The following is a 24,664-nucleotide window of genomic DNA, read 5'->3' on the forward strand; positions in this document are numbered from 1 at the left end:
AACAGGTTCGATTGTCTTTTTATGCCATAAAAAAACCTAGCAGTAAAACTACCAGGTTCATAATGCGTTTCTTTAGGCAAAAACCAAATAACAAATTACCTAAAGGCGCATTTATTCGAAATAAAAAAAGTTAAAAAATAAATAACCAAACTCAATTTTAACCGTCCCATCTTTTTATTTCTAAATTTTTAATCCTATTTTAGTTTAAAAAGTTCATCACTTTTAATGACTTTTTGTTTCCTGATTTGTCAGTTACAATCACAATAAACACTTGTTTACTTGAAAAACTTTGGCTGTTAAGCAAGATCTCTTTGTTGTTTTGAAGATTTCTCTGACTTACCACATTCTGTCCAATTGTATTAAATACATCAACCTGAGCAATGTCTTCCGAATCATTTGACACAGACAAAGTGTTATTTTTAAAATACGCTAGTGTTGCATTATTTGTAGCTGAAATATCTTCAACCGCTAATGTTTTTGCAGTTGCTGATTGTGATGCAAAATAAGCCGCGTATGCTTTAGACAATTCAGATGAATTACCGCAAGAAGAGGCATCCCAGTTGACAGACCAAGTCATTAAACCTCTTAAAGAAGGATATGGACCACCTGGCTGCATCGTGTATGTTCTTCCTGAAAAATTAGTTCCATTTCTTAGATAATCCATAGCATTAATTCCTTCTGTCGGAGTCAAATAACCGCTACCTGCTGCACTTGGACAAGCTGGCAATGCGATAAGAACTTTTGAAGCTGGTAAACCATCAAAATGCATTCCTGTAGAAGCAATATTATACCCTTTTATGATCATATCAGTTAGAGCAGTTACCATGTTTGATTTCTTAGCTGTACCATAATACTGGCCGTCTAATCCGTTTTCTCCTCCTGTATTGTACAATTGTACCGCTAATAAATCCAATTCATTACGCAAGTTTTGAATAATTGGCAAGAAAGAACCAAAAGTATCTGTATAAGTAGTGTAACCTCCTTGTACATATTGTGTTTCTGGAGCTGCAGTTAATAAAAATCCAGGACCATAGTAAGCTTTTAATTCTTTGAAAGCATCAACTACATTTTTTAATCTTGGATAAGCAGAAATACCTGCATAAGAAATATCTCTTAAGTTTCCTGCACTAAAATTCATTGATCCGCCTTCGAAATCAATATCTACTCCATCAAACTGATACTCGTCAATAATGGCTTTTAGACCGTTAACAAAAATGTTTTTCTGAGTTACATTTTCCAAAACAACATGACCATTTTGACCTCCAATAGAAACAATAACTGGAACGCCACTATCTCTGAGGGATTTGATATCATTTTTCAACAATTGCTTATTGAAAACACCATTAGTTAGATATCTAGCGTCATTTGTAGTTAGTATTGGCGTATAACCATCACGATTAACAGTTTCTACGAAAGCATAATCGACTACATTAAACTTGCTTCCTACTATTTGAGAAAAATATAAAAATGGCGCACCTGCATTTTCCCAAGAATGTGCGTATCCTAAAATAACTTTAGATGGAAGCGGGATAAATCTATTAGTGCCTACTTGGGCAATTTTAATGGTATTGTTTAATGTAGTTATAGCAGACTTATTATCAGTTGCTTTAATTACAATTGGATAATCCTGATAAGCAGATGGCGTAAAATTATACGTATAAGTATTATTTATCCCTGCTGTCATGTTAAATGTACCTCCATTAATTGTAATTGTAACACCAGAAACTGTTCCGTCACTATCTACGGCTGTAACTGAAATTGGCACAGCTTGAAAAGAATTTTGGTATATCGTTGTATTCGATGGTGTATTCCAAGTAATTACAGGCGATGCATTAGGACATGTTGTTCCTGAACATTGTAAAGAGAACGTTTTTGTATTCTCTGCTGTCGCTCCGCTTGATGCTGTTACTGTTGCTTTTAATGTGTAATTTTTATTAAAATCTGCTGCAACTGGCGTCCAGCTTGCCACATATTCTGATCCAGAAAGTGCTGCTGTAATATTTTGACCGTTGATGTTAAATACTACTGACGAAATAGTTAAGCCAGAATCTACGCTTGCAGTTGCTTTTAACTGAATTGCTGTTCCTGGAGCAATAGCTACAGTTGCCGTTGAAGGTGCTGTAATAGTAACTTGTGGCGGAGTAACTGCGTTTCTGTTAAAATTATAAACTGTTGGCGTAGTCGGAACCGCAAAGTTTGCTAAATTATTTGGATAGTATGTTACTTCTCCATTTTGCCAAGAATTTAGTTTTAAACTTAAAATTTGCGTATAACCTGCTACAACTGAATCATCAAAGGCGTAATTTCCTGATGCATCTGTTGTTGCTAAAACACTTTTCCAGTTATGAGTATTATCTGTCCAAGGCAGTACAATTTCTACTTTAGCATTGGCTACTGGAGCTGAACCATTTTTAACTGTTCCGCTAATTAAGTTTGTCGCTGCCGCCAATGCCATTCTTGACGTTGCAGTTGTATTAAAATTATAAACTGTTGGAGTTGAAGGAACAGGGAAGTTTGCCAAATTGTTTGGATAATAATTCACCTCTCCGTTTGACCAAGTATTTAATTTTAAACTTGTAATAGTGGTGTAACCGTCTGTAACAGAATTGTCAAAACTGTATTTTCCTTGTGCATCTGTTGTTGCAATAACGCTTTTCCAGTTATGAGCATTGTCTGTCCAAGGTAAAACCAATTCTACTTTTGCGCCCGCAATAGGAGTTGATCCGTTTTTAACTGTTCCGCTGATTTTGCTTGAAGTTGAAACAACATCTTGTGTAAAATTTAGTGTTTTATTGGCATTCAAATTAGAATAAACAGTAGAAGCTGGAGTAAAAGTCTGACCTGTTAAAGCAGCTGTTACAGTGTAATTTCCGCCAGAAGGCAAACTTAAAGAATAAGCACCACTAGCATTCGTAACCGCTGTATAATTTCCTCCTGTAGAAGAAGCGGTAACTGTTACGCCAGAAACTGGAGTTGATCCGTTTAGAACTGTTCCGCTTACGGTGTAATTTACAACTACTGAACCTTGAGTAAAATTCAACGTTTTATTAGCATCGATTGCATTGTAAACTGTTGAAGCTGGAGCATACGAGAATCCTGATTTTGCAGCTGTAACTGTAAAATTTAATCCCGCTGTTAAACCTGCAACACTGTAAACACCGCTTGCATTTGAAACTGCTGTTAAAGTAGTGCTTCCAGAAACTGCCGAAACGGTTACGCCAGAAACTGGTGTTGTTCCGTTAAGAATTGTTCCGCTTACAGTATACACAGGTTGAGAACCTTGAATCGTTACTCCTGTTTGATTAACCGTTACGTTTGTTAAACTAACTGGTACAAAAGTATAAGATGCTTTTGCAGCTGTTAGCGAATAATTTTGTCCTGAAGTTAAATTATTGAATGTAAAGTTTCCTGTTTGAGAAACTACTGTTTGGATAACTGCATTAGAAGCATTTCTCAATTCTACTGTAACATCTGTAACCAAGTTTGCACCATTTTTTACCGAACCAGCAATACTTACTGTTCCTGGAACCACGCTTCCGAAAGAAGTATCAACTTGATTTAATAATGAATTTGGAATTGAACCTCTGGTATCTTGAGATAATTCCCAGATCATACCTCCTGCTAGATTTTTAGATTTAATGTATTGTACTTTTAAATCCATTGATTGTTTATCTTCATAGGAGATAAATTCCTTCGTAGTAGAATTATACAAGTAAGGTACTTTCGTAGCATTATCGAAATAACGAACCCATCCTGCAGAAGCTGCAGACGGTGTTACCATCATTGTATTTGGATCTAAATAAGCGTGTGAGTTAGTAACTGGATTTCCTACTAAATCGCAAATTTCAATACTTCCTGATTTTTCACACGCTCCAGCACCATCCCATGTTCCTGTTGGGTTTTGAGGATTCGTACATCCTGGAACTATATATCTTGGTGCAGATACAAATAATCCGTTAGTTGAATTTGCAGCAACGTTATCAAATTTCTTTCCATAGAAAGGCAATCCCATGATTAATTTGTTCGCAGGAAAACCAATTACATTTAGATATTGATTGGTTAATTCGTCTAATGATTCCGATTGTGTTGCACCATACAATGGATCATTTGTATTTCCGCTTGCATATAATGGAGCATTGTAGCACGTTTTATCGTACCAGTTTCCTCCAAAATCATATCCGAAATAAGTAATATAATCACAGTAAGTCGAAATATCTTCGCTCATGCCATATTGTGCTCTGTTGTTTGGCCCTAAATACTGTTTAGAAACATTTCTCACATTATTTCCTGCAGCAATCGTTACCAGTTTATTTGGCATTGCCTGACGCATCGCTTTTAAAAGAAGCACTAAGTTTTTATTATCGTCTGGGCTGTATTTTTGTGGAGGCACAGGGGCACCATTCAATATTTCTGTACCGTCAGTTCCGCCCGAAAGAGGATATTCCCAATCAATATCGAAACCATCGATAAACGGATATGTTGTAATGAAGTTTGCCATATCTGCAGCCAAAGCGGCTCTTGCAACCGGACTGGCTGCAATTGGAGAAAGATCCTGGCCTTTTGTCCAGCCTCCAACAGAGATTAAGACTTTTAAATGAGGATACTTTTGTTTTAATTTCATCAAATCGTAAAAGTTTCCTTTAACCGGAGCATCCCAAGGAATTCCGCCTTCCATATGCTCAAAATCGGCATAGGTATCCAAACACTTTAATTTTGTATTCTCTGGATGGGCAGGATCGTAAGTTGTCCCATAAAAAGAATAATTTAAATGCGTAATCTTACTTCCATCAATTTTCGGAACATTAAAATCCCGAGCATAAATAGACCATTGCGCATAATACCCCACTACCTTCTTTCCGTGAGCCGGCTGGGCTAACGCGAGTAAGGGAAACAACAACAAAAAGAGTAATCTGTAATAATGTTTCATAGTTAATAAATATTGGTTAATAGAAAAATAAGTACTTGGGCCATAACTGCTTATTCAACAGTCAGGTTTCGCTTAACCGCAGGTTGGAAGGCTGCTGTCAACTGGAAATAAACTCAAATTACATTCTATAGATAAATATTACTATTTCTGATTCATACATAATCATTAGCAAATAGCAGTGACTGATATTTATTTATAATTTTTAAAAAATTAATCGTAAATACAAATGATAAATTTGGGACTAATCATCAATCTATACTCTCGTTTTTGTCATGTTTTATTGTATTCTTTTTATTTGGTTTTTAAAGGTTAATACTAATTTTCACGGCTTATATTTTACTATTTGATTTAGTTAAGTGCTGTTTTTGGGCTATAACTATCTCTACCGAGGAACTCCGGCAGAGATAATTAAAAGCCTAATTAATGTAACTCTAATAACACTAACTCAACCAAAATTTTAAATCAATTTCTTTAAACTTTCATAAACTGACAGTTCTACGTCAGCATGCTCTTTTGTATTACATTGCTCAATTAAACTTTTTAAATCTGCTGCTTTTAAAGTCGATTTATTGTCTAATACCAGCAATAATTCTTGCGATGCATCACTCAATTTTTTAGATAACGGAAGCAATGGCTGTACTAATGGCGCATTTTCACTTAGTGCTATTAAATCTTTATTCACACTAATCCATTTATTAAAAAATGCTGCAACCTTAGCTTTATTATCAGCTGACTTATTCGCTAAATATTGGTTTACCGCTGCATCAAAAGCTAAAGCATCTTTTGCATCTGGCCCACAAGCATCTGCAAACAATGTAAACGGAGAATACATTTGGTACTCTGTTCCTCCTTTGTTACGAGTATATCCTTTTAAAGGTTCGCTTACTTTAGAAAATTCTTCAAGCGATTGAATACTCTGATTGTTAGCAATATTTCTTAAAATAACATCTTTGTTACGAATATGTGTAATGCCTAATTCTTCTAATCTAAAAGAAATGTTTTCTAAACGCTTGCGCATATTTTCTACATCGACTACATCTTCTGCAGACCATAACCTTTCAGCGATTGCTGCTGTTCTTGGCCAAACTCTTGAATCTATTGTTGTTGGTGTCGCCAATTCTGTCCACATTGTAGCTTCTCCACCCAAAATTCTTGCTCTTTCATCATTTGTTAAATTAGCTCCTTTTGGCATAGGATCATTTAAGTAATGACTTGCAATTGGGTACATCAAATCGATATAATAACCATTTGACAGAACGGTTTTGTATCCTTTTTTGACGGCATCTACTAGAGATTGTCCTGCAGCCATTCCTTCGTTTGGACCTCTCCAAGAATGTACAATAGCTTCTTTAGATAAATCTTTGGTTAAGATTTCTTCCCAACCCATTAACTGTTTTCCGTGTTTCTTTAACATCGGAGCCAATTGCATGGTGAAATACGTCTGTAATTCGTGATTGGTTTTTAAATTATGCTTCTTTTTAAACTCTTGAATTTTCGGATTTGCATCCCAGTCTTTTCCTTCGTTTTCATCTCCCCCAATGTGGAAATAAGCACCTGGAAACAACGGACAAACCTCATCAAAAACTTCGCTTAATAATTGGTATGTTTTAGGATTTGAAGGATCTAATGTTGGCGAAAAAATACCAGCATTTCTTTCAATTCCATAGGTAGCGATTGCTGTACCTTGAATATTTTTTTCGGATGTGCCTCCTGTCAGCGTGATAACTTTACTGCCAATTTCTGGATAAGCCGTTAAAATTGCAGATCCGTGACCTGGAACATCTATTTCTGGAACAATTAAAATACCGCGTTCGTCAGCGTATTTTACGATATTTTTAATTTCCTCTTGAGTGTAATACATTCCATCCGAAGCCAATTGTGTAAACTTTGGATGTTTTTTCATTTCGATTCTCCAGCCTTGATCGTCAACCAAGTGCCAGTGAAAAACATTCATTTTCATTGCTGCCAATGCATCAATATTTCTTTTAATAACATCAACCGGCTGAAAATGTCTTGAAGCATCAATCATTAAACCTCTCCAAGTAAATCTTGGGAAATCTGAAATTTTTGAAACTGGGAAATAAAAAGATTTTGAGTTATTTTGAAGCATCTGCAACAAAGTCTCCAAACCATGCAAAGCTCCCAAATCGCTAGAAGCGTTCAAAGTGATTTTGTTTGAAGTAATATCTAAATGGTAACTTTCGTCTTCGTATAAACCAATTTTACCGCTTTTAGTACAGTTGATCTGTAATTCAGCAGTTGGAACTTCATTTAATTTTGTAATAAATCCTTGTTCGAAAAATATACCTGTTCTACCATCTAAACGGCGCAAAAAACGCGTTACTCCACCAAATATTCTTGCATTTGGATTACCTGTAATATTTACTTTAAAATTTTTATTTAAATTAAAATTACCTTCATTAATAACAACATTCTGAGGCCAAGGCATAAGATTCAGCTGCTCCTTTTGGACTTGAGCGCCTGCAGATATACCAGCAAATAATAGTACAAATAGATATTTCATTTTTCTTTTTTTTGGTTTGGATAGTTTTTAATAAGTATCCCAATTTATATAAAAAAAGACAAAATTCAGAATGACTTCTGCAGTACCTCACTTTTACAAGCAATCAACTGAATTTTGTCATTTGATTCATAGAATCATAAAATTTTTAGTAATCAAAACGCTTAAATGCTTCAATCGCTTCGTATTCAGCCAAACCTAATTCATCATACAATATGGCTGTATTCTTATTACGGTCTTCTGCTCTAACCCAGAATTCACGAGAATCATTCCCTTGAAACATCACTCTGTCTTTTTGAGACTGGTGGTGTAAAATGGCATGCCGTTTCAATAAAACTTCTGATGGGCTTAACGGAACTGCCATGTCAATTTCGTGAATATCCCACTCATGCCAAGCTCCTCTGTAAAGCCATAACCAGCAATCGTTCATGTACGGTTCTGGTTTTAACTCTTTTAAAGCTGCAAAAATGGCATTTAAACAAACCTCATGAGTACCGTGCGGATCTGCAAGATCTCCTGCTGCAAAAACCTGATGCGGTTTTATTTTCGCAATAATATCTTTTACAATAGCAATATCTTCTGGTCCTAACGGATTCTTTTTAACTTGTCCTGTTTCATAAAAAGGAAGATCTAAAAAGTGCGTATTCTCATCTTTCAATCCGATATATCTTGTTGCTCCATAAGATTCTCTTCTTCTTATAAGTCCTTTTAATTTTCGAACTTCTAAAGAATCAATTTGATTTTCAGATTTATTATTTAAAAATTCAATAACCGATTTGAAATTGATATCCGATTTTTCGTCTCCAATAAAATCGCTGGCTACTTCTGCAAATTTTAATGCTTCATCGTCTGAAACCGCAATATTTCCTGAAGTCTGGTACACTACATGAACATCGTGTCCTTGTTTGATTAGCTTAGAAAATGTTCCTCCCATAGAAATCACATCGTCATCTGGGTGCGGACTAAAAAGAATAACTCTCTTTTTTGCCGGATTTGCCCTTTCGGGACGAAATGAATCATCTGTGTTTGGTTTTCCTCCTGGCCATCCGGTAATGGTATGCTGCAAAATATTAAACATATTAATGTTCATATCGTAAGCAGAACCTTCTTGAGCCAAAAGATCTGACATTCCGTTATTATTGTAATCACGGTCAGTCAATTTCAAAATAGATTGTTTTGTTTTTTGACAAAGCCAAACAATAGCTTTACTTTTCAATTCAGGAGTCCAAAGACATTCTCCAACTAACCAAGGCGTTTTGAAACGAGTTAATTCTGATGCCGCTGACTGATCTAAAACAAAAGTTGCATTAGGATGATTCTGTAAAAATGTAGCTGGAATTTCTGAACTAATATCACCTTGAATTGTTCTCTTGATAATGTCTGCTTTATTTTGCCCCCAAGCCATCAAAACAATACGTTTTGATCTCAAGATGGTTGAAACTCCCATTGTTATGGCACGTTTCGGCACATTATCAATACCATTAAAAGCTGATGAAGCATCGACTCTTGTGATATGATCTAAAGTAATAATTCTGGTTCCTGAATTAATATGCGAACCAGGTTCATTAAATCCAACGTGTCCTGTACGGCCAATTCCAAGTAATTGAAAATCTAGACCGCCAGCATTTTTAATATTCATTTCATAATCAATACAATATTGATTGATTTCATCAATTGCCACTGTACCATCAGGAATATTAATGTTTTCAGGTTTAATATCAATATGATTAAAAAGATGCTCATGCATGAAATAATGATAGCTCTGATTGTTCTCCTTAGTCATCGGATAATATTCATCCAAATTAAAGGTGATCACATTGCTAAAACTAAGTCCTTCTTCTCTGTGCATTCTCACTAGTTCCTCATAAACTTTGATAGGAGAAGAACCCGTTGCCAGACCTAGAACACAAGATTTGTTTTTTTCCTGCTTAGATCTAATTAGCTGCGCAATTTCCTGTGCTACAATTACAGAAGCTTCAATAGAATTTTTGAAGATTTCGTTGTGAATTTTTTCAAATCGAGTTTCTTCAAATTTTCCGGCGCTTTTGTAACTGATATCAGGTTTTATTTCTAAAGCACTTTTCATTTCTTTTCTTTTTTGTAGTAATTACCATTTTGGTTTAAGAATGGTATAGATAGTTTTCACCATCTATACCATACTACTAACCAAACTCAATATCCTTTTTTTTCTATTTTTTAGAAGTTTGCTTTATTAACATCCCACCATAGTCTTGTAGCACCATTGTCTGGACCACCAAGTTTGCTAAGCCCTGATTCAATTCCTTCTTTGTTATTGTTGATCTCAGATTGAGAAAAACCTAATCTGCGAACTCCTAACTCAGTGCTGATAACCCCACCACTTTTATTGTTGGTAATTCTAAATAATTTTGGATAACCGGTTCTTCTAAATTCAGACCAAGCCTCTTGTCCATCAGGATAAGTTGCAATCCATTTTTGAGTGATGATTTTTTCCAGATTTTCTTCATTAGAAGCTCCCCAAGCTACAGTAACTTTAGAAACAGCTGTTGCATTATTAGTAGCATTAAGTGGATCTACATAATTTTTAGGAAGCTTTACATTATCTGTAGCATAAGCTGCAGCTCCTTCAACACCATTTTGATCAAATGATGCTTTAATACCAGCTTCATACAAATCTTTAGCTGATCCACCCATATTCCATCCTCTTAGAGCTCCTTCAGCTCTTAAGAAATATACTTCTGCTGTAGACATCCAAGTAATTTCACCTGTTTTAGTTCTAGATGCGGTTTTAGAAAATTTACCATAAGTAGTTCCCGTTGGGTATACAATTCCAGTTCTAACCCCTTTATATTCTCCAGGAACTTGTTCAGATGTTTCCCAATATTTAGCCATACGAGGATCTTCGTAACCTCCTAAGATAGATTCCATATCTGCTCCCATGAATAATCCAGCCCAAGCGTGGCTCATAACATCGATAACATTTAAATCTACTGGAGATTTAACTTTCATAAGATCTGCAACAGTAGTAAATACACCAATTGGATCGTTTACTGCTTTTTCTGCTTCAGTTTTTGCTAAAGCTGGATCAACTTTAGAAATACGCATCGCCATTCTTAAACGAAGTGAATTGGCATACTTAACCCATTTTGTATAATTACCTCCATAAGTAGATAAATCTGTTTCATCAAAAGAAGTTTTTTCTCCCGACGCAGCTCTTTTTGACAATTCTGCAACTGCAAAATCTAAGTCTTTGAACATTTGAGTATAAATTTCTTGCTGAGAATCGTATGTAGCTACATCAGCTCCAAACTTAGAATAAACCGCCGGTCCATACATATCTGTAATTCTTTGCATTGCAGCAGCCTTAAAGATTAGAGACCAAGCATAAAACTGATCAAATTTTCCTTTAGATCTTTGTTCTACTTTGTATAAATAAGCAATTATATTTACATAAGCATCATCCCACGCATAGCTATTCCAACTTACATTTAAAGCATAATCATGATTGTTAAAAGCTCCAAACGGAACAGGTGTTGTCATGTATCCAGACCAACCATCTGCTTGTAGACTCTGCTGTAATTGATACTGCCAAGTAACGTCACAGATATACATTCTGTTGAATGCTGGTTTAAATAAACTCTTGATACTATTATAATCTTGATCTAGTTGCTCAGTGGTTGCTCCTGTGGGATTTGTGTTGATCTCCTCAAAATTATCTGTACAGCCCACAGCTGCCAATAAAGAGAAGCAAATTGCTGTTTTTTTAATTTTATTTAGTGTCATGATAGTTCGATTAGAATGTTATGTTTAAATTAAGACCAATGTTTCTTGTTGACGGCATTCCGAAAACATCAACACCTTGTAAGCCTTCTCCTGTACTCAATGCTACGTTTGGATCAAATGGAGCATCTTTATAAATAAAGAATAAGTTTCTTGCAATTAATGAGATTGTTGCAGATTGTACAAATGGAACTTTATCTTTGTTAAATGTATAACCAATAGAAATCTCTCTTACACTAACGTTTGTAGCATCGTAAATATATTCACCACTTACACCATTTCTTCCTCCAACTGTATTATAGTATTCTTTAGCATCCATTGTAGTTACAGGAGTTCCGTCACTTGCTCTAACTCCATTAATTTTAACTCCACCTGCATTTCTTGCATCTCCAGAAGCTTTCGAAACACCGTTTTGATCATTAATAGCCTGAGTTAAACTCAAAACTTCTCCTCCAAAACGTCCGTCTAATAAAATATTTGCTGTAAATCCGCCAAATTTAAATGTATTTGACCATCCTAACATGAAATCAGGATTTGCATTTCCTAACTCTACCCAATCAGTTCTTTGCAATGTATTATCATCATTAACTAAGATTCTTCCTTGATCATCTTTTTTAAAGTTATAACCTTCAATTACTCCAAATGGTCTTCCTTCAATCAATGAATATCTGTAACTATTAGATCCTGGATCTGTCAATACAATTCTTCCTTCTTCATTTTGAGCAGGAATATCATTTACTTTACTCTTGTTCTGTGAAAAGTTAACTCTTGTATCCCATTTAAATTTCTCACCTCGTACAACATCAGCAAATAAAACCACTTCAAATCCTTTGTTTGTAATACTTCCTGCGTTGATTGAATAGTTAGTGTATCCATTTTCATTGGTAGATTCAGCTGGCACTAACATATATTGGTTTTTAGTTTCTGAATTATAGTAAGAGAATTCAAAACCAAATCTGTTATTAAAAAATCTCCACTCTGTACCTAACTCAACCTCAGATTTTAATTCTGGCTTTAAAGTAGTACCAGGTCTTGGTCCTGCAGGCGGATTAATAGGCGTTCCTGCTACGATTGAATAGGTTGGATTTGTAATAAAAGCGGCAATATCATTACCTACTTGTGCATAAGTAGCACGCACTTTTCCATAGTTAATAAATTCAGGCATTGTAGCCATTTCACTAAGAATAGCTGTTGCTCCAACAGATGGATAAAAATAACTTGCATCGTTTGTGTTTACTAAAGTAGATGACCAGTCATTTCTACCTGCAACGTCTAAGAACAAATAATCTTTGTATCCCAAAGTCGCTGCTGCAAATACAGATTGTACTTCTCTTTGGTATGCTGTTTGAACATTCCCGTTATTGTTTACAAAGTTTCCTAAAGTAAAGATGTTTGCATTCGCCAAACCTCCACCAATACCAGAATCTAGAGTTGTGCCAAAGCTTTTTCCGTTATTGATACTTGTACCAAGAGTAGCGTTTAATGAAAAATTATCTGATAATTTAGTATTTACTAATGCTAATAAATCAGCATAATTTTGAGTAGTAATCAAAGTATTGTTAATATATCTTCCTTTTGGATGTACCAATGATGAAGCTGAAGTAGCATACATACGTTTTTGGAAGTTACTTTCATTTCTATTATAACTATATCTTGATGTTAAGTGTAGCCATTCGTTTATCTTGTAATCTAAAGCAATTGCTCCGTTAAAGAAATTATTTGTATCTACAGATTTTTGTCTGTTAATTTGCCAATAAGGATTCTCGTTACTTTCGTTGATTTGAGCTGTTTCAAATCCAGGATAATTTTGAGCCATCCAGTTTTTTGAAGGATCATAAACTTCGTAATTTTTCAAATCGTTTAAAGTAAACGCTCTAGGATGAGAATAAACACCGCTGATTGGGTTAAAATACAATCCGTTTACTGGTCTGTTGTCAATTGTTTGATTAACATAATTACCTGTAACCGCAACATTTAGTCTATCATTGAAGAATTTTCCTGATTGACGAACACCGAAATTATTCTTTTTTAAATGATTTCCAGGAACAATTCCAGATGCATCAGTATTTGCATAAGTTAAACTTGTAGCAGAACCTTCTGATGCTTTCGAGAAAGCCATAGAAGTAATCTGTGTAACTCCTGTTTCGAAGAAGTCCTTAATATCTCCTTCTACTTTTTTCTTATCTCCCCATGATCTTGAGTCTCCAGGATCTGAAGTGTAATCTGATTGGAATTCTGGTAAATAAGCTACAGAATCAAATGTAGTAACTGAATTTACATTAAAAGTTTCACTCCCTACTTTTCCTTTTTTAGAAGAAAGTAAAATTACACCATTTGCTCCTTGCGAACCATATAATACTGAAGCTGCAGCACCTTTAAGTACTGTCATTCCTTCATAATCATCAGGATTAATTAAAGAAACTACATCTCCTCCATCACGGTTACCTCCTGCTAAATCTCCAAATGTTCCATTTGGTTGAGCACCTCCTGAATTAAGTAAAGGAATACCATCTATAACATATAAAGGTTGGTTATTTGTAAAAGAAGAATTTCCACGAATAACAACTTTTGTAGAACCTCCTACACCAGATGAACTTTTAGTTACAGCAACACCCGCAATTTTACCAGCAACTGTATTGATTAAGTTAGGATCCTTAACACGAACTAACTCGTCGCCTTTAAGCTCCTGAGCCGCATAAGCTAAAGATTTTCTTGTCTTTTTAATACCTAAAGAAGTTACAACAACCTCGTTTAAAGCATTTGTAGCGCCTTGAACCATTTTCACATTAATTGTAGCAGCATCTCCTACAACAATTGTTTGAGTTTCCAGTCCTACATAAGTAAAAACTAAACTTTGTCCTTTTTGAACTTCAATTGAATACAATCCGTCAAAATCGGTAGTAGTACCTTTTTGACCTCCTTGTACTGCAACAGAAGCTCCTGGTAATGGCATACCATCAGAATCTGTAATCACACCCTTGACACTTTTTACTTGTGCAAGAGAAACTTGCGCCGTAAAAACAATCATAAAGATTAAGAAAATTTTTTTCATGTTTAATTTATTTTGTTAGTTATGAAGTAAAATTATTCTTAAGGCATTGTTAAAAAAAATAAATTAAACCAACAACCTGAAATTTTAAACGAACGACATAAAACATTCAATAATGCGTTTCACGAAAACGTTTTATTTCAAAAAATAAGCACAAATATCCTTTTTATACAAAATTTTATTCAAAAAAATTGTCTCTTTGTCTTTAATTGTTTAAAGTTGCACAATATTTAGCCTGTGTTAAGAAAAACCAAATTTTTATAAAATACTTACAAACCATTGAAAGAAATCAGAAAAGTTAAATTTGATATCAAACTGCAAAATCATATTTGGTTTTGGGGAGTTTATTTTACATTAAACTTTTTGAGATGGGGTGCTTACTTTAATGATTATCCTTATGCATTCAAATCAAATTTGATTGAATTTTCACTTGTCATTCCTTTAGTGTATTTGAATTTATTTGTTTTAGTTCCTAAATATGTATTAAAACAGAAGTATATTATGTATACTTTTTTATTACTGCTAAGTTTATTTGCAATATATTTAGCTAAAACAGCACTTACTTATTATATTATATCTGAAAATATTTGGCCCGAAGCCAATCGTGAATATCATCCTTTCGAAATTAATCACATTGTGGCCGTTTGTATTGGAGAGTTGTATGTTCTAGCAATGGCATCGTCTGTTTATCTTACTTTGACATGGTTGAGAGAACGAGAAAGAAACCGATCTCTACGAGAAAATCAATTTAAAATCAAACTAAAATATCTCGAAAATCAGATCCAACCACATTTCTTCTTTAATACCTTAAACAATTTGTATGCGCTGTCATTAGAATCATCAAAGAAAGTTCCAGACGTTATTATAAAGCTTTCTAATTTGATGGAATATGTTTTATATGATGTCAAAGGAACCAAATTTGTTCCGTTAATTAAGGAAATCGATTATATCCAAAATTATATTGAAATCGAAAAGCTTCGTTTTGAAAATGTTGAAGTTACGATAAACCTGGAATCGAATATAGAAGATGTTGTTGTACCGCCGTTAATCTTTATTTCGCTAGTCGAAAATGCTTTTAAACATGGTGGTTTGAACAACAAAAATTTAAAAATAAAAATCAACTGTAAAGTTATCGACAACAAAATACTCGATTTTGAAATCTTAAATAATTTTGTAATTTCACAAAATCATAATCCGAAAAGAGGAATTGGACTGGTTAATACTAAAAAAAGACTGAAACTGATTTATAAAAATAATTTTAGCCTTTTACAGCAAACCAAACTAAATTTCTACATAATTAGATTACAAATACCTACTCAGAATGAAGATTAAATGCGTGTTAATTGATGATGAGCCTCTAGCTATCAAAGTCCTGCAAAATTATTTTACCAATTTTACAGATTTTGAAGTTGTGGCGACATTTAACAACTCATTGGAAGCACTGGATTTTCTTAACAGTACTCCGGTTGATGCAGTGTTTCTAGACATCAACATGCCCATGATGACAGGTTTTGAACTGATTAGTCTTATCGAAAACAAAACAAAAGTTATTATTACTACCGCTTTTAGAGAATTTGCAGCAGAAAGTTATGATCTCGATGTTTTAGATTATTTGGTTAAACCAATTCCGTTGCCAAGATTTATAAAATGCATTAATAAAATTACTACCGAGTATAATCTCAAAAACAATATTAAAGTTGAAACGTCAAAAGGCGATTCTCATATTTTTATTAAAGTCGATAAAAAAATGATGAAGATTAATATTGAAGAAATTTTATTCGTTGAAGGAATGAAAGAATATATAAAAGTTGTCACTCCAGATAAAACTTATATTACACATAAATCTCTTACATCCTTATCTGAAGAATTACCGGCAGATCGCTTCCTTAGAATACATAAATCATACGTCATTGCCCTAAATAAGGTAAAATCTATAGAAGGAAACCGCGTTCAAATCCAATCTTATAACATTCCGATAGGCCGAAACTACAGCAAAGAGGTTAAAAATAAGATATTGGAATAAATATAATTACGAATTACATTTTCTAACTGGGTTAAAATTAACACTTTGTTGAAAAAACACAGTCGTTGGTTTAAATTTAACATTATTTATACCTTTTTATTTTTTTTTGATAATCCTAACAAATATATTTACGGTCTTCAAAAAACAATAAATAAAAATTAACCTTATTATTATGAGTTCAGAAAATGTTCAAACCAAATGGGGGCAATTTATCTCTTTGATAATCGTCTTCTTCTTTTGGGGTTTTGTTGGTTCTGCTAATGACATCCTGATTCCAGTATTCAAAAAAGTATTTACGTTATCGCAAGTACAATCTCAATTAGTAGCATGGGCTTTCTATGCGGCTTATTTTGTTGGATCAATTATATTCTTTATCGTTTCGTTAAAAGTAGACGTTTTACAAAAATACGGTTACAAAAGAACGTTATCAGCAGGATTGATTTTGTCTGCAGTAGGTTCATTCTTATTTGTTCCAGCAGCTACAATTCAAAGCTTTCCTTTCTTTTTAACTGCTTTATTTACTGTAGGTTTAGGATTTTCAATTCAGCAGATTGTAGCAAATCCGTTGGCAATTAAAATGGGAAGTCCAGAAACTGGAGCGCACCGTTTAACGCTTGCTGGAGGAATCAACTCTTTTGGAACAACTATCGGAGCTATTTTATTAGGTATTGCTTTATTTGGAATGGGAGACAATAAAAAAACAGCTCTTTCATTAGAAGATATTAAATTGCCATTCATCATTTTAGGTCTAGCTTTTATTGCTGTTGCCATTTTTATGAATTTCTCTAAAATTGAAGATCCTGTAAAAGAGGAAGAAGCAATAATTAAAGACAAACACAGTAAATTCAGTATTCTTGACTACCCACAGTTATACTTAGGTATGTTAGGAATTTTTATTTATGTTGGAACTGAAGTAACTATCATTAGTAATTTACCTGCTTTATTGCACACTAACGAATTTGGAAATGTTTTAGAAGATGCTGTTGCACCTTTTATTGCACTATACTGGGGAAGTTTAATGATCGGCCGTTGGAATGGTGGAGCAAACGTATTTAACACTTCAAACTTAGTAAACACAGCTCTTAAATTTATTGTACCAGCTGCTGCGTTTGGAGTAATCATTGGAGCAAATATCTTTGCTGCTCACGATGTTTCTTCTTTCTACATTTACCCAATCTGGATCTTATTGTTTATTGCAGTAAGTTTTGTTGGAGGAAAAAATGCTGGAAAAACATTAATGCTTTTCGGAATTTCTGGATTAACCATGATGGTATTAGGATTAGTATGGCCAGACCCAGAAATTGCTAAATTCTTCTTTATTTCTGGAGGTTTGTTCTTATCTATCATGTGGCCTTCTATCTTCGATTTAGCGATTGCTGGTTTAGGAAAAAACACAGGAAAAGCATCTTCTTTCTTAATTATGATGATTCTTGGTGGTGGAGTTATTCCGTTGGTACAAGGAAGTATCTGTGATTTGGATGCTACAAATCCAAATGGAATTTTCGGAATCACTTACACACACTTCTCTTACATTATACCGCTTCTTGGTTTTGCTTATTTAGGATTCTACGGTTTCTACTGCCCAAAAATCTTGAAAAGACAAGGAATCAGCCATATCGAAAGTGCTGGCGGCGGACACTAAAAATTAAGAAATGTCAATATAAAAAAATCCAAATTCCAATTTTAATCGGAATTTGGATTTTTTTTATTCCATAATCTTAGAAGCTTAGAACCTTAGACGCTTTTTACTTCGCATTAATAATATTAGCCAAGTTCTTCTTAAAAACAGCTTTATTTTGTGCTGTCAGCGGATAAACCACATCTTTATCTGCATGAACAATTATCTTCTCGATATCGGCATTTAAAAGCGCTTGCGGGTCTTTTATTTTCAAAGTGCAAGCTCCGTCAAAATAACCATCTTCTTCTATTGTTTTTCTAGCCTGTATTTTTGTTCCATCGCTTAAAACTGCCGAAATAGTCATTTCACTATTTAAAGTTTTCGAATAAAAACCATCCATAACAAGCAAAAGGCGATAGCTGTTTTTTAATTCGGGACCTTTAAATTCATGCCTCGTAATATTATATCGGAGACCTTTGGCAAGTGTTTGAAATTTAACCGAGCAATCCAATTCATAAGTTGCAACATCGCCTGCTTCGTTTACCGAAGTAATAACTTTAGCAGTTTGGGCATTTACTAAAAAACTCGCTGCAAAAAAAGACAACATAAATAAGACAACTTTCATATTTAACTATTTAAGATTCAACATAAAAGTAAAAAAAATCGCCTCTTCTCGTTAGAAAAAAGGCGATTATTATTTTGTAAATATCTAAGGATTATTTGTTTCCTTTTTCGAAGTCAGCTACGAATTGAGCTAAACCGATATCTGTTAATGGGTGTTTCAATAAACCGTAAATTGCAGAAAGAGGTCCAGTCATAACATCTGCACCAATTTTAGCACAGTTTACAATGTGCATTGTGTGACGTACAGAAGCTGCTAAAATTTGAGTTTCGTAACCGTAGTTATCGTAGATTTCTCTAATTTCCTGAATCAAGTTTAAACCGTCTACAGAAACGTCATCTAAACGACCGATAAATGGTGAAACATAAGTTGCTCCAGCTTTCGCAGCCAATATAGCCTGACCAGCAGAGAAAACAAGAGTTACGTTAGTTTTGATTCCTTTATCAGAGAAATATTTAGCTGCCATAACACCTTCTTTAGTCATAGGAAGTTTTACAACAATCTGCTCATGTAATTCAGCCAACTCCTCGCCTTCCTTAACCATACCGTCAAAGTCAAGAGCGTTAACTTCAGCACTTACATCTCCTTCTACAAGGTTGCAAATGTCTACATAATGCTTAAGGATGTTGTTTTTTCCTGTGATGCCTTCTTTTGCCATTAATGACGGATTAGTTGTCACACCATCCAAAACACCTAAAGCTTGTGCTTCTTTAATTTGAGCTAAATTAGCTGTGTCTATAAAAAATTTCATAATTTGTTTAATTAAAAATGGTTTGTTCGTATTTATATGTTTGCAAGTTTTCTTCAAAATAATACTTTAAAGAAAATCTAGCTGCAAAATTACAAAATCAATGTCAATAACGTTTTTAAAATTAAAACCATTTTAAAATTATATGTTAAAAATAAGTGTGTTTTTTACATTTTTAAACCATAAAGCTGACAATAGAGGTATTTTCATACAAAGAAGTAGCGATTTAAACTTTCTGAAATATTATTCTTTTGTTTGAAGATAAAGATATCCAGCTTTTTTAACTTTTTTCACACCAGAAGTTTGATTGTTTTCGTATTCCAAAATATAAAAATAAGTTCCAGCAGGAAGCATTTTATTGGGTGCAACGGTTGTTCGTCCTTGAGAATAACCTTTAAAAACATTTCCAGATGAATTATAATTATTGGTTTCAAAAACTTTTACGCCCCAGCGATTATAAATTTCCACAGTGTTTTCAGGAAAAGAATTAATGCATTTTATCTGGAAAGTATCATTAAAACCGTCATCATCTGGTGTTACTAAATTATAAACCTCAACACAATCTGAACTGTTTTCTACCCTTCCAAGTGTAAAAACGCCATAATTAGTTAAATTCACAGCGGTAGTAACTGTTTTTCTTCCGCTATCTGCCACTCCTCCTTCGTCGATCCATAAATTTCGCTGCGAATCCCATCTTACAATATGAATATCTTCGTAAGGAGAAGCAACAACAGGTTCTGGAGTTGTCGAATTTTCGTCCCAGCTTAATGTTAACAAGACATCATCTCCCGCTCCTTTTTCAAATGTCCAATATTCAGCATTATCGATTAAAACAATATTTGAAGCTTTATTTGTATGCGGATAAAGAGGATTTGAATTTTCAAAAAAGTATTTTCCAATAAAACTGCTGGAATTGTTTCCAGGTGCCGACATCGCTTCAAATCTATAATGTTCCTTATCTCCAACAGGAAATACAAAGTCTGTAGAGCCGTCTTTAATTACAGGGCCATCAACAAAACTTTGGTCTGAAGCATTAATATGATTTCCTAAATTTCCAAAAACAAATAATCCTCCAAAAGCGTCATTATCGACAATTCCTCTTGAAAAATCTGCTCTTCCGGCTATTGAAATGCCATTATACAATCTAAATGCGGGCTGAGTATTTGTATTATTAAACAAAACATTTTTAAAATCGGCCATTATTTTTCCTTTAATATCCTGATTTAAAACTCCTTCAAATCGAGTGTAACCATTTAAACTAGCATTAAAACCCGTTATGCCATCATTGGTAAAATTTCCTTTAAAAAGCACTTCTCCATTATTTTCGTATGTGGCTGTTTCTGTATTATTGAAATCTCCAATTATACTGACATTGGTATTTTCGCTCACATAAAAAGTTCCAACATTGACAGCCGGAGCAATCTGCGAATAGCCTGCTTCTAAAATCATCAAAAACAAATACATCAAATTCCTTTTCATCCGTCTTAAATTTTTAATTCAAACTTATTTAACTCGCTGTCTAACCATAGGATTAGTGGCGACTTGACAGTATTTTGCTGTTATCAAAACTGCTGTCGTAGGGGCAGATTCACAAACTGAGCCTCCAGGAGAATTTGCAATAGTTTTTCTTCTATACTGGGTCGTAACACTTTGCACAGGCGGCTGATAGGTTACGCCCGTTTCTCCCGAAATTACGCTCCATGTCGTTCCATCAGTAGATTTTTCCCATTTATAAGTTATTGTACCTGTTCCCGTACCTGGTGTTAAAGATGTTATTCCGCTTGGTAAGATTCCATTACAAACCGTTTGATTTCCTGATATTGATCCAGATCCCGTTGCTAAAATAGTTACTTGAATTGCCGTTTTAGGGCTTTCGCAAGCACCATTTGCCTGACTTACATAATATGTAAACGTGCCCGCATGATTTGTCAGCGGAACTGGAGCTATAGTCGACGATGGCCCGTTTAAAGTTGTGTACCATAATAATGTATTTCCGGGGTCTGCAGTTGCTGTCAAAGCAGTTGCTGTTGCATTTTGGCAATATTCTACTGTTGCAACTGAAACTGCGGGAGCAGCTGGAACTGAATGAAGTGTTTCTGAAACTGTATTATTTAAAGTATTATCTGTTGGGGTTAAAATTTCTAAATTATCGCCTGTATAACAATTATCAGGATCGACGGTACATACCGCTGTATAAGCGACCGTTGCAGAATTTACATAAGATGTTGTTCCAACTGGAGGAGTAAGCGAATAACTTATTGGATAATCGATTTCATACTCGGTTCCAAAACCTGCTAAAGTCTGATCACTGTCATCTGTAGGATAACGGGCTACATAAGTATAGGTCGTCTGCCCTACCGCTGGCGAATCTGGGGTTACAAATCTAGACCATCTAGCTGTATTTCCTGCTCCGTTGTCGAAACCGCCAGGTGTTGCACTATCATCATACGTAAATCCTGCGTCAATAACTTTTGTAACCACAATTCTCTGTCCTGTAGTTCCAATTCTTCTGTAAACCGCAGGCGATGTCCCTATATTTGCCACTCTGAGCTTGAAATTGTGCGCACCTTCTACACAAAGGTTATCAGCTTGCTCTGTTAAAACCAAATCAACATCTTCTGCTAAAACCGGAACTGTTACCGAAGCTTTATTGTTTCCTAAATCTTCATCGGTTATTGTGGTCGATGACACTTCTGAAGAATTCGTTAAAACGTTTCCAACAGGAATTTGATCGTTTAGTAAATGTCCCGTAACAACAATTCTTCCAGTACTATTCGCAGCCAGATTTACTGTTCCTGTAAAGCTATTTATCGGAGATGATGTTGGCAAATTTGTTCCAGTCAAGAATCCGCTATGCGAAATATTAGTTATTACAAAAGTCGAAGGCGGTACAATATTTTCCTGACTATCGGTTAATTTATCAGTGAAATCAACATTGCTCAAGTCTGCATTGGTATCATTTACAACATCTATATAATAACTGATTTCATTTGCATTTCCTGTTGTTATCGCTCTTAAAAAATCTTTATCGGCCTGCTTGCTAATTCGCAGGTTTCCAGGCGTGGTAATAAACAAGTTTCTCACATCATGAAAATTGACTCCCGCTCCTGTAGAAGCCGCAAAACCTACGGAAAGTAATTCTGGAGGAACATCGGTTGTTGTGTAATCAATCAGCTGAACAAAATCACTATTCAGATCCGTTTTCCATCTAACAATAATCCGATAATACCCGTTAACATTGGTTGGAGACATTTCGATTTGAATTCTTCTATAAAAAACATTATCTTCTGGACGCGTAGCAACTACCGTATTGTAATCAATTTCATTTTCGGTAAACGAGCCTACATTGGTATTAATATCTACAATCTGATGGCCATTTAAAATGGTTACTCCAGTCAGAAAAACATTTGAATTATTAAAATTAGAATCGTCTGTAGGGCCTCGCAAAGAAACCGAATTAGGTCTATTACCTGGTCCACCAGCTCTTGGTCCAAAATTAGGATTTGCAAAGTTTCCTAAAGCATCAAAACCAATTCCGACATATCCGCCTCGTAAACCCAAAGGAGTTCCGTCGTCTGCATTTGGAGCATACCCTAAAGAACCGCCATAACCACCTAATCGGAATCCGTTTGCTTCAACATCTGCAGCATCAAAAAGAAATACACCAAGTCCGTCAGCTCCATTAAAAAAATCATTTACATTACGCCACATTTTGTATTCAAAATCCATAAGCACACCAAGAGTCGAAGGAAAAGATTTGGTTACATAAGCATAACCACCCTGTTGTGTAGTGCTTTTGGTAAGTCTTAACCATCCCGCTCCTATTGGATCATCTATTCCAGATGTCAAATATGCCGTTCCGTTTACACCGCCAACTCCTCCAATAGTAACATCGTGTGCGGTATTATTTTTAAAATCGTTTGTAAATGTAAATTGTGCGCTTACTGAATTACATATAAACAGAAGAAGACAACTGACCAAAACTGCCTTTTTCCTCAGATTTTTTAAAGTTTTAATTAAAGTTTCCATTGTCTTTGATTTTAATTATTTAACAACAAAAACAATATTCATGAAGGAAGTTGGAGTTCCATTTCCAATAATATCATAAGTCAGCACTCCATTTGCATCTATCGAAAGATTACTAAATACTGTTGGATCATAATATGTTATATAATAATACAAATCTGTTGCGGCAGGAAGAAACGGAATATCTGCTGGAGCTCCCACGCTTTTGACCGTTACAGCTTGAAATTGAGCCATATATTCTGTATATAAATTTTTAGTCAGTCCCGGTGAAATTACAGCTGTATCAAATATAATTGCCGGCATATAAAAAAACTTCGGCATAGCACTGCTGGCATTCTTAAGAACACCATTAACGTCTGTTACCACAATTTTATCGGTCTGAGCCGTACTTTGTTGCAGGCCGGCAATGGCCAAAGTATTGGTTGCATCAGTTGTGATTGTTGTTGGCTCTGTTAAAACACCGCCTAATTTTACCTCTATACCAGAACTTGTCAAACCATTCACACCGCTCACTTTTGGATCTGTCCATTCCAATTGTGCGGTTGGTATATTGCCATTTGTTGTTAAAACCTGTCCTGTACTTCCGTTGGTTTTTGGAAAAATATACTCTCCTAAAAAACCGCCGGACGTATCATTAAACTGATATCTTACTCCCTGATCATTTCTTACAGAAATTAAGGCTTGGCTTGACGTGGTTTGGCTGTTATGGGCTAACGATAATTGATTTGGAAAAACAAGTATTTCTGATTGTGAAACGCTATTAAAAGCAATCAAATCGGCGCCATTTCCCGACACCGACACCATTGCAGACTGTGATGCAGAAAAAGGCGCAGCTGCATTTGACGCAAACATAGCTGTAATTGGAGCACCTGTGTCTAAATTATTCACTTCTACTGCATGAAATAATCCGTCACTAGCATTAAAAACCGATTTAAAGTCACCATGAACATCCAATTGCTTGCTGAAAGTATTGCCTCCTATAGCAACCCGCCCAGTCTGGTAAATATTTTGAGTATTTAAAGTGGCTTTATCTCCCGTTGTTTCTACCAGCCACGGCTCAATTGCCAGCGCATTGCTGTCTACAAACAAAGCACCGTCTGTGCCCGCAGCCACAGCATTATTTACATCGGTAGAAATCAAATTCACATTGGCATTGTTACTATCTTCATTCGTATATGCCAAAGCACCAGCAGCGATAGATAAAGTGGTGTTTGTTTCATTAGAAGCGATAGCAGATTGATTCAAAAACGATCCTCCATCTGTGCCTGTTGTAAGTAGATTTCCTGCATTAGCGCTTGTGACTTTTACAACCGAACTTGCTCCATCTTCGTCGGTAAAAGTAATATCGCCTGAAGTTAGATTTTGAGTTTG

General features: G+C 34.9%; 12 protein-coding genes and 1 pseudogene. 3 read left to right on the forward strand and 10 right to left on the reverse strand.

The genetic code is table 11. From position 1 onward, the window contains the following. Positions 1 to 199 precede the first annotated feature (199 nt). The 5 genes from chiA to Q9Q97_RS22295 form a co-directional block, all read right to left on the reverse strand. Positions 200 to 4,927, reverse strand: a complete 4,728-nt coding sequence (gene chiA, locus Q9Q97_RS22275; RefSeq protein WP_306161186.1) for a T9SS-translocated chitinase ChiA — start codon at positions 4,925 to 4,927, stop codon at positions 200 to 202. Between the two features lie 457 nt (positions 4,928 to 5,384). Further along, complete coding sequence (locus Q9Q97_RS22280; RefSeq protein WP_306161188.1) at positions 5,385 to 7,451, reverse strand: beta-N-acetylhexosaminidase; 2,067 nt, start codon at positions 7,449 to 7,451, stop codon at positions 5,385 to 5,387. Positions 7,452 to 7,596: 145 nt separating this feature from the next. Beyond that, on the reverse strand, positions 7,597 to 9,534 hold the full coding sequence (gene nagB / locus Q9Q97_RS22285; RefSeq protein ID WP_306161189.1) for a glucosamine-6-phosphate deaminase: 1,938 nt from the start codon (positions 9,532 to 9,534) through the stop codon (positions 7,597 to 7,599). Between the two features lie 110 nt (positions 9,535 to 9,644). Continuing rightward, complete coding sequence (locus tag Q9Q97_RS22290) at positions 9,645 to 11,210, reverse strand: RagB/SusD family nutrient uptake outer membrane protein (RefSeq protein ID WP_306161191.1); 1,566 nt, start codon at positions 11,208 to 11,210, stop codon at positions 9,645 to 9,647. Positions 11,211 to 11,220: 10 nt separating this feature from the next. Further along, complete coding sequence (locus Q9Q97_RS22295; protein WP_306161192.1) at positions 11,221 to 14,259, reverse strand: SusC/RagA family TonB-linked outer membrane protein; 3,039 nt, start codon at positions 14,257 to 14,259, stop codon at positions 11,221 to 11,223. A 276-nt stretch (positions 14,260 to 14,535) separates the two neighbouring features. Between Q9Q97_RS22295 and Q9Q97_RS22300 the strand changes: the two genes are divergently transcribed. The 3 genes from Q9Q97_RS22300 to Q9Q97_RS22310 all read left to right on the forward strand — a co-directional run bounded on the left by Q9Q97_RS22300 (position 14,536) and on the right by Q9Q97_RS22310 (position 17,921). Further along, positions 14,536 to 15,588 (forward strand): sensor histidine kinase, encoded by a 1,053-nt coding sequence (locus Q9Q97_RS22300; RefSeq protein WP_306161194.1) that lies wholly within the window; start codon positions 14,536 to 14,538, stop codon positions 15,586 to 15,588. Next, entirely contained in the window at positions 15,578 to 16,279 is a 702-nt protein-coding gene (locus Q9Q97_RS22305) for a LytTR family DNA-binding domain-containing protein (protein ID WP_306161196.1), read from the forward strand. Before Q9Q97_RS22300 ends, Q9Q97_RS22305 begins: the two co-directional genes overlap by 11 nt. 172 nt (positions 16,280 to 16,451) lie before the next feature. Further along, complete coding sequence (locus Q9Q97_RS22310) at positions 16,452 to 17,921, forward strand: MFS transporter (protein ID WP_306161198.1); 1,470 nt, start codon at positions 16,452 to 16,454, stop codon at positions 17,919 to 17,921. A 103-nt stretch (positions 17,922 to 18,024) separates the two neighbouring features. On the opposite strand, the gene Q9Q97_RS22315 is transcribed toward Q9Q97_RS22310, so the two are convergent. The 5 genes and pseudogenes from Q9Q97_RS22315 to Q9Q97_RS22335 all read right to left on the reverse strand — a co-directional run. Then, the gene (locus Q9Q97_RS22315; protein ID WP_306161200.1) at positions 18,025 to 18,522 is read right to left on the reverse strand and encodes a hypothetical protein; all 498 of its coding nucleotides are present in this window, start codon (positions 18,520 to 18,522) and stop codon (positions 18,025 to 18,027) included. Between the two features lie 91 nt (positions 18,523 to 18,613). Next, positions 18,614 to 19,270 (reverse strand): fructose-6-phosphate aldolase, encoded by a 657-nt coding sequence (gene fsa / locus Q9Q97_RS22320; RefSeq protein ID WP_306161202.1) that lies wholly within the window; start codon positions 19,268 to 19,270, stop codon positions 18,614 to 18,616. A 240-nt stretch (positions 19,271 to 19,510) separates the two neighbouring features. After that, the gene (locus tag Q9Q97_RS22325) at positions 19,511 to 20,746 is read right to left on the reverse strand and encodes a gliding motility-associated C-terminal domain-containing protein (protein WP_306161204.1); all 1,236 of its coding nucleotides are present in this window, start codon (positions 20,744 to 20,746) and stop codon (positions 19,511 to 19,513) included. Positions 20,747 to 20,770: 24 nt separating this feature from the next. Beyond that, a complete protein-coding gene (locus tag Q9Q97_RS22330) occupies positions 20,771 to 23,296 on the reverse strand; it encodes a hypothetical protein (RefSeq protein WP_306161205.1) in 2,526 nt (841 codons plus the stop codon). 15 nt (positions 23,297 to 23,311) lie between these two features. Then, positions 23,312 to 24,664 (reverse strand): annotated as a pseudogene (locus Q9Q97_RS22335) (hypothetical protein); the annotation flags it as partial.

Origin of the sequence: Flavobacterium sp. DG2-3 (assembly GCF_030730925.1) — a bacterium.
Taxonomy (GTDB): Bacteria; Bacteroidota; Bacteroidia; order Flavobacteriales; family Flavobacteriaceae; genus Flavobacterium.

Excerpts from the sequence above, each read along its gene's own strand:
- Q9Q97_RS22290 (WP_306161191.1), bottom strand. The coding sequence starts at position 11,210 with ATGACACTAAATAAAATTAAAAAAACAGCAATTTGCTTCTCTTTATTG.
- Q9Q97_RS22305 (WP_306161196.1), top strand. The coding sequence starts at position 15,578 with ATGAAGATTAAATGCGTGTTAATTGATGATGAGCCTCTAGCTATCAAA.
- Q9Q97_RS22295 (WP_306161192.1), bottom strand. The coding sequence starts at position 14,259 with ATGAAAAAAATTTTCTTAATCTTTATGATTGTTTTTACGGCGCAAGTT.
- fsa (WP_306161202.1), bottom strand. The coding sequence starts at position 19,270 with ATGAAATTTTTTATAGACACAGCTAATTTAGCTCAAATTAAAGAAGCA.
- Q9Q97_RS22280 (WP_306161188.1), bottom strand. The coding sequence starts at position 7,451 with ATGAAATATCTATTTGTACTATTATTTGCTGGTATATCTGCAGGCGCT.
- Q9Q97_RS22325 (WP_306161204.1), bottom strand. The coding sequence starts at position 20,746 with ATGAAAAGGAATTTGATGTATTTGTTTTTGATGATTTTAGAAGCAGGC.
- nagB (WP_306161189.1), bottom strand. The coding sequence starts at position 9,534 with ATGAAAAGTGCTTTAGAAATAAAACCTGATATCAGTTACAAAAGCGCC.
- Q9Q97_RS22315 (WP_306161200.1), bottom strand. The coding sequence starts at position 18,522 with ATGAAAGTTGTCTTATTTATGTTGTCTTTTTTTGCAGCGAGTTTTTTA.
- chiA (WP_306161186.1), bottom strand. The coding sequence starts at position 4,927 with ATGAAACATTATTACAGATTACTCTTTTTGTTGTTGTTTCCCTTACTC.
- Q9Q97_RS22310 (WP_306161198.1), top strand. The coding sequence starts at position 16,452 with ATGAGTTCAGAAAATGTTCAAACCAAATGGGGGCAATTTATCTCTTTG.
- Q9Q97_RS22330 (WP_306161205.1), bottom strand. The coding sequence starts at position 23,296 with ATGGAAACTTTAATTAAAACTTTAAAAAATCTGAGGAAAAAGGCAGTT.